General features: G+C 45.9%; 7 protein-coding genes and 1 tRNA gene. 4 read left to right on the top strand and 4 right to left on the bottom strand.

From position 1 onward, the window contains the following. Positions 1 to 50: 50 nt before the first annotated feature. The 3 genes from PCH02S_RS33170 to PCH02S_RS33180 all read right to left on the bottom strand — a co-directional run bounded on the left by PCH02S_RS33170 (position 51) and on the right by PCH02S_RS33180 (position 3,384). Positions 51 to 1,172, bottom strand: a complete 1,122-nt coding sequence (locus tag PCH02S_RS33170; RefSeq protein WP_127458380.1) for an ABC transporter ATP-binding protein — start codon at positions 1,170 to 1,172, stop codon at positions 51 to 53. 113 nt (positions 1,173 to 1,285) lie between these two features. Further along, a complete protein-coding gene (locus tag PCH02S_RS33175) occupies positions 1,286 to 2,401 on the bottom strand; it encodes a PucR family transcriptional regulator (RefSeq protein ID WP_127458381.1) in 1,116 nt (371 codons plus the stop codon). Positions 2,402 to 2,532: 131 nt separating this feature from the next. Further along, a complete protein-coding gene (locus PCH02S_RS33180) occupies positions 2,533 to 3,384 on the bottom strand; it encodes a C40 family peptidase (protein ID WP_127458382.1) in 852 nt (283 codons plus the stop codon). 234 nt (positions 3,385 to 3,618) lie between these two features. Between PCH02S_RS33180 and PCH02S_RS33185 the strand changes: the two genes are divergently transcribed. The 4 genes from PCH02S_RS33185 to PCH02S_RS33200 all read left to right on the top strand — a co-directional run bounded on the left by PCH02S_RS33185 (position 3,619) and on the right by PCH02S_RS33200 (position 6,569). After that, positions 3,619 to 4,011 carry a hypothetical protein gene (locus PCH02S_RS33185; protein ID WP_127458383.1) on the top strand — a complete coding sequence of 131 codons (393 nt, stop codon included), beginning with the start codon at positions 3,619 to 3,621 and terminating at the stop codon, positions 4,009 to 4,011. 6 nt (positions 4,012 to 4,017) lie between these two features. Further along, positions 4,018 to 4,614 carry a gluconate 2-dehydrogenase subunit 3 family protein gene (locus tag PCH02S_RS33190; protein WP_127458384.1) on the top strand — a complete coding sequence of 199 codons (597 nt, stop codon included), beginning with the start codon at positions 4,018 to 4,020 and terminating at the stop codon, positions 4,612 to 4,614. Next, a complete protein-coding gene (locus PCH02S_RS33195; protein WP_127458385.1) occupies positions 4,611 to 6,173 on the top strand; it encodes a GMC family oxidoreductase in 1,563 nt (520 codons plus the stop codon). The genes PCH02S_RS33190 and PCH02S_RS33195 overlap by 4 nt, the downstream gene beginning before the upstream one ends. 93 nt (positions 6,174 to 6,266) lie before the next feature. After that, positions 6,267 to 6,569, top strand: a complete 303-nt coding sequence (locus PCH02S_RS33200; RefSeq protein WP_127458386.1) for an MTH1187 family thiamine-binding protein — start codon at positions 6,267 to 6,269, stop codon at positions 6,567 to 6,569. Between the two features lie 102 nt (positions 6,570 to 6,671). Here PCH02S_RS33200 and PCH02S_RS33205 read toward each other — a convergent pair. Further along, a tRNA-Lys gene (locus PCH02S_RS33205) sits at positions 6,672 to 6,744 on the bottom strand. Between the last annotated feature and the right edge of the window lie 6 nt (positions 6,745 to 6,750).

Raw genomic sequence — 6,750 nt, forward strand, 5'->3', positions numbered from 1 at the left:
CAAAAAAGCCAGCCGATTCCGGCTGGCCTTTCAGTCCCTTCATTTCCAACTTATTTCGCTAAGATGGACAATGTGGATTCTTTATCGAAGAAATGAACTTTGTTCATATCCAAAGCCAATTTCACGTTTGTGCCTTCTTTGATTCCGGAACGGCCATCTACACGTGCGATAACTGTGTTAGCGCCGATACCGTTCAGGTACAAGTACATTTCGTGACCCAAGTTCTCAGTCAATTCAACGTTTACGTTGAATACTGTGTTCGGGGAAGCTTCCAAGAATACTGGCTCTTCGTGAATGTCTTCTGGACGAACTCCCAGAATCACTTCTTTACCAACATATCCTTTGTCTTTCAATACTTGTGCTTTACCAGCTGGAACTTCAACGTTAACAGAACCTGCTTTGAAGAAAATTCCGCTTCCTTCTTGTGTCAGTGTACCTGTCATGAAGTTCATGGATGGGGATCCGATGAAGCCCGCAACGAAGATGTTCACTGGGAAGTTGTAGATTTCTTCAGGTGTAGCTGCTTGTTGAATGATACCTTTATCCATAACAACGATGCGATCGCCCATTGTCATTGCTTCGATTTGGTCATGCGTTACGTAGATTGTCGTAACACCAAGACGTTTTGTTAATTTTGTGATTTCCGCACGCATTTGTACGCGAAGTTTCGCATCCAAGTTGGAAAGCGGCTCATCCATTAAGAATACTTGTGGTTCACGAACGATCGCACGACCCAAGGCAACACGTTGGCGTTGACCACCGGAAAGAGCTTTTGGTTTGCGGTCCAGCAAGTGAACGATATCCAAGATTTTCGCTGCTTCGCGAACGCGAGCATCGATATCAGCTTTTTTGAATTTACGAAGTTTCAAACCGAATGCCATGTTTTGATAAACAGTCATATGCGGGTATAGGGCATAAGATTGGAAAACCATCGCGATATCGCGGTCTTTAGGAGCGACATCATTAACTAGGCGGTCTCCGATGTAAAGTTCACCCTCAGTGATTTCCTCTAATCCTGCGATCATACGAAGAGTTGTGGATTTTCCGCAACCGGAAGCTCCAACCAATACGACGAACTCTTTATCTGCAATTTCAAGATGGAAATCTTTAACTGTAGATTCTTCTGCACCAGAATATCTTTTAACGATATGATTTAAACGTACGCCTGCCATGTGTTCATTCCCCCTACGGTTTATCGATGTACACTACTTGTTCATCAACTTTTGACTATACTCATCTTACCCCACGAAGCCCGGACTGACTATGCACAATACCTACAAAAAAATCACTTTCTTTTCGTTACTTTGTACAATAATAGTGCAAGTCTCACTAATACCGCATGATTAAACGTTCGGACATCCAGTCCGGTCTCATTTTTGAACTTGTCCAATCGATATAGTAGCGTGTTTCTATGAATATAAAGCTTCTTCGCCGTTTCACTAACATTGCAGTCTAAGGTGAAGAAATGTTCAAGGGTTGTAACCGTCTCCGCGTCCAGCGCATGGTCGGTGCCGCGCAGCACCTGCTCCAGGAATTCCGCTTTCTCCTCTTCCTCAATCAGATGCAGCAGCTTTTCCAAGCGAAGCTCCCAACGAAGATGAATGAAGCTGCCAACGTGAAAAGAGCGGCCCAACATGATCGTTTCCCTTAGTTTGAGAATTGTAGCAAACAGCGATTTCGCGGGTTTCACCGGATAATCGATGGCTAGATGGCATTCTCCCACCCACTCATTCGCGAGCATTTCATATAAACCTGAACCCAGAGCATCTAGAATTTGTTCTACGCTTTCTTCTTCATCGCCCTCGCGCTCCTCGCTTCCGCTTGCTAGTAAACCTTCCGGCGCTAGAATCAGCCATTCTTTATCCATGAGAGGAATCAGAATAATCTCCGATTCAAAGAAAGATTCCAGCAGCTTCTTCAGCTCCGCGTAAGAAACACTCTGGCTTTGAGAGTAATCCCCGTATAAAAGCAACGGAATTTTCGTTGAATACAAAGAGGATTGTGAGGCCAGCGCATCTGGCAGCTCCGCATAAGTCGAACCGAGTTCCATCTGCTGTAGCAGCCAATCCCTTAACTGATGAGCTTTTCTTTCATCTTCAGACAGGTAAATGCCTCGTTGTTTCTTTTCCTGTGTTTGTTTGGACTCAACCGTCATTTCGACGAGTTTGCGCTCAGATGCCGTCAGCTTGGCTCCAGCGATCTGTAAAACGCGTATATCCTTATGTTCCTTAGCTAAATAAAATAACACGTCTTGCCCACGTTCAATACTTCGACAAAAGCTCGCCGGATGTTCGGCTTGTTCTTCGGATAAGTGCAACCAATCTGCTTCAGAGATCAAACCAATGTGCATAGGTGTCTGTAAAACCGCTTCCAAACGTTCTTTTATGCGCTCCCAATCCATCTGCGTCTCTCCTTAGTCCTAGCTTTCTTCTATCTCTATCTCCCTATTGTACCATATCAGGCAGGTTTCATGGAAAAGAACCCTCCTGCAACTAGGCTGCATAAGGGTTCCTTGGATTGATAGCTATTCTTCTACTTTAAAACCCGACGTGCCGTCACGTAATGATCAGCCCACCACTCTTTGTTAATCGACGTAAATTTCACGCCGCCTTCACCGTACGTATGAATCATCATGCCATCACCAACATAAATCCCGACATGTCCAATATTTTTACCTGAATTCACGGTTGTAAAGAAGACCAAATCGCCGGTTTGCAAATCACTTTTGCTGACAAACTTACCTTCTTTGGCTTGATCGCGAGATACCCGCGGCAGTGTGATGTCGTACTCAGCAAACACGGTTTTCACAAATGACGAGCAATCCATCGTTTTGGTTTGTCCATATTTCGCACCAAAAACATAAGGTGTACCCAAGTATTTCTGAGCAGTCAAAATAAGCTCAGCTTTCAACCGATCCTTGGAGGAAAGAAGACTTTTCCCGCCAATGAAACTGCTCTTATAGTCATTTACACTGCGAGTGACGACTTCGTCTTTGCTTTGGGAAGACATAACCATTTTCCCTTGACCGACATAGATCCCAGCAAATGATGGATTCTTACCACTGCCAAAGAACAAGACGTCACCTGGTTCCGCTTTGGACATATCCGTGATTGTCTTTTTATTCATTTTAAATTGATCCGCAAGCGTTCTTGGAACCGAGTAATCCAGCGTTTGGTAGACATAATAAATCAAGCCTGAGGAATCAAACCCCGCACCAGGCGTTTCGCTACCTTTGGAATAATCAACTCCTACCATTTTCTTGGCTAGTGAAACTGCGTCCATATCATCATTAGCGGCGTATGCGGAAATAGCTGTTGTTGCTGACAGTGCAATCGTTACCGCTGCCGTTATTCCAACTGTGCGTCTTGCAAGAATCTTTATCATCTTAAATCCTCCAGTACGTATTTGTTAGTAGATATGGAAAAGTCCATTTAATCTAGTACAAGATTACCATGTCAATGAAAAGACTTTCATTCCTAAAATGTTTCCTTACGCACACATGATTGGTAATGCTAACAAATCTTTCATCCGTGCTTCATTAGAGACGGCGCACTCATAAACTTTGTATTTTTGGAAATAATTGTACAAGAGATATTCGTCCTATAGGAGGTACTACATATGGTTTGGACGCAATGGTCTTTGGACCGAGTCATCATTCTCTTGATCGGGGTCGCCTATCTCCTCTTATGGATCCAAGTGACTTTATCGCACTATCGTCAAAACTTTCATAAGAAAATAATGTGGAGTCCAGTCATTCTGTCTTTTCTTATCAGTTTTGTCTCCATTCTGTGCACGCTGGTCAATCGCCATGGTTGGTACACGGCTGTGCATCTCATCTTTTGGCTTGGGGTCCTTCAAGGTATAATCGGCTTTGCTTTTCACTTAAGTGGTGTGCGCAAAAGAGTAGGCGGCTTTGCTTTACGAAACTTTCTCACAGGACCGCCGGTGTTGATGCCTCTACTATTTTCTTTTCTAAGTATTCTTGGTCTTACTGCCATTTATGGAGGTTGATTGACGATGACAAATCATAGCTATTATCCGACTTATAACGTCATGGATGAGCAAAAGGAATGGGATGCCAACACTCGGGCTATTGTAAATGCACGTTTACAGCGTGACACCATGTATCAGTTCCTCACACATGTAGAGGCAGAAACTTTGCGGGCTTGGTGTTCGCTGCTTATGGATGATAATCGAGGTGAAATCATTCAGTACGTCCTCTGTCATATCGACGAGGTTCTCACACAGGACAAAGGCGAGGGGCAGCGCAAAATGAATGTCCCCCCTGCGCGCACGCTTCTACGTCAAGGGCTTAAAGCCATTGACGAGACTGGCTGGATTGATAACAGCAAACCTTTTTTTCAACTGGACGAGACGTCACAGCGACACATTATGCTGCAAATCAGCAGCGACAGTTACCCTCTGACCGAAAATTGGGACGGCGTCCCGCAGAGAGCTTTGTTTCAAAAACTGCTGAAGCTCAGTGTTGAGGCTTATTACTCTCATCCATTGGTATGGTCGGAGATTGGGTTCGGCGGTCCTGCCTATCCGCGTGGTTATGTTCGCGCAGAAACAGGCCAGCTTGACCCCTGGGAGGCTGTGAAGGAGCAATGAAGAGGAGATACGAGCAAGACGAGGTGGATATCTTAATCGTGGGAGCAGGCGCCGCTGGCGGCGTTCTGGCCAAAGAGCTGAGCGAAGCCGGTCTCAGTGTCGTTGTTTTGGATGCCGGACCTTGGCGAGATCCTCAGAAGAACTTTGCCAGTGACGAGTTGAGTATGCGGCAGTTAGGCTGGGAAGATACTCGGCTTGTAGACGGGACAGTTCCATTAGGCATGGGATACTCTAATTCGGGACGAGGAGTCGGCGGGGGAACGCAAAACTTTACGGGCGTTTTCTTACGATTTCATGAATCGGATTTTAAAACCAAATCCATCGATGGTGTGGGAGAAGACTGGCCCATTCATTACAAAGATCTTGAACCTTACTATAATCGGATTGAAAAAGAGATTGCCGTTTCTGGACCTAAACATTTCCCATGGGGCAACTTTCGAGGGCCATATCCCTATCCGGAGCGAGACCCCTTAAGTCCCAACGCCTATTTGTTTCAAAAGGGCTGTGAAGCACTCGGCATTCAATCTGCCGTTACTCCGCTTGCCATTCTGTCCGCTCCCTTTGATGGTCGTCCTCCCTGCATCAACCGCGGTTTCTGCATCCAAGGCTGCATGCCGAATGCCAAATTCAGCACTTTAACCGTACATATCCCCAAAGCTGTAAAAGCTGGCGCAGAGATCCTCCCCGATTGCATGGTCACGCAGATCGAAGTTGACGCAAACGGTCATGCCAGCGGCGTGCTTTTCATCCACCAGGGAACGGAGTACAGGCAGCGTGCCAAAACGGTTATTTTATCCGCACATGCCGTCGAAACGCCTCGTCTGCTGCTTCATTCCGCGTCGCCGCAATTTCCTGACGGTCTAGCTAATTCTAGCGGATGGGTAGGCCGTGCAATTATGACGCATAGCAGCAACGATGTGTATGCCAAATTTGAGCAGGAGGTTCGTCTTTATAAAGGGACTCCTGTTCTAGCATCTACTCAGGATTTCTATGAGACGGATCCTCGGCGCGGTTATGCTCGCGGCTATACGATTCACTCTCATGGTTCCAGACCTATTGATATGGCTGAAGGGATCAGCAAATCGACACAAGATTCTCTTTGGGGATCAGGTCTAAGACAAGCTATGCTTAATTACAATCACTACGGACGGCTCACGATGGTAGGAGAGGTTCTTCCTCAGTGGGATAATCATATCTCCTTATCTGACGAAAAAGATGACTACGGCATGCCGCGTGCAGCTGTCACCTTTAATTACGGAGATAATGATCGCAAACTCATTGATCACGCCGTAGACAACATGCAGCTTATCCTCAAAGCCGCTGGAGGCGAAATTGCCTTCGTTGTTCCGGATACGCAGCATTTCATGGGGGGATGCCGTATGGGAAATAACCCAGCTACATCCGTCGTCAACACATACGGCCAGAGCCACGATATACCGAACCTTTTCATCTGCGATGCAAGTCTCTTCGTGACCTCCGGCGGCTGCAATCCGACCAACACGGTTATGGCCCTTGCTGCAAGGACTGCGGATTATATTATTGAACTTGCAAGTATTTAAGGCAGCGCTGCTCTATCGTTTAGTTGCATCTCCTATCTTCCAACATCTACAATAGAGCATAGCAGGCAAGACGAAAGGAGCGCGTCAACATACATGGCTATTGCAGAATTCACAATTATCCCAATCGGGACAGCAACAACAAGTCTTAGCGGATATGTGGCTGATCTTCACAAAGAACTAGAAAAACACGCGGATATTACCTTCGAAATGACACCCATGGGAACTATTCTAGAAGGCTCCTTAGATCGAATTCTGGAGGTCATTCGTGCTGTACATGAGGTTCCTTTCACGAATGGCGCGCAGCGTGTATCCACCTCCATTAAAATCGACGATCGCCGTGATAAAGCGGCCTCCATGTCTCAAAAAATGCAGTCGGTTGCAGAAAAGTTGAAATAAAAAGAGCATCCCTAGTTGGGATGCTTTTTTGTATGTTAAAAGTAATCCGTATTATTAAAACAAAAAAAGACCCTCGCGGCCTTGTGTGTTTACTTATAAAAGTGAGCCATGTAGGACTCGAACCTACGACACCCTGATTAAAAGTCAGGTGCTCTACCAACTGAGCTAATGGCTCTTAGGG

Source organism: Paenibacillus chondroitinus NBRC 15376 (assembly GCF_004000765.1).
Lineage (GTDB): Bacteria > Bacillota > Bacilli > Paenibacillales > NBRC-103111 > Paenibacillus_E > Paenibacillus_E chondroitinus.

Excerpts from the sequence above, each read along its gene's own strand:
- PCH02S_RS33170 (WP_127458380.1), bottom strand. The coding sequence starts at position 1,172 with ATGGCAGGCGTACGTTTAAATCATATCGTTAAAAGATATTCTGGTGCA.
- PCH02S_RS33175 (WP_127458381.1), bottom strand. The coding sequence starts at position 2,401 with ATGGATTGGGAGCGCATAAAAGAACGTTTGGAAGCGGTTTTACAGACA.
- PCH02S_RS33180 (WP_127458382.1), bottom strand. The coding sequence starts at position 3,384 with ATGATAAAGATTCTTGCAAGACGCACAGTTGGAATAACGGCAGCGGTA.
- PCH02S_RS33185 (WP_127458383.1), top strand. The coding sequence starts at position 3,619 with ATGGTTTGGACGCAATGGTCTTTGGACCGAGTCATCATTCTCTTGATC.
- PCH02S_RS33190 (WP_127458384.1), top strand. The coding sequence starts at position 4,018 with ATGACAAATCATAGCTATTATCCGACTTATAACGTCATGGATGAGCAA.
- PCH02S_RS33195 (WP_127458385.1), top strand. The coding sequence starts at position 4,611 with ATGAAGAGGAGATACGAGCAAGACGAGGTGGATATCTTAATCGTGGGA.
- PCH02S_RS33200 (WP_127458386.1), top strand. The coding sequence starts at position 6,267 with ATGGCTATTGCAGAATTCACAATTATCCCAATCGGGACAGCAACAACA.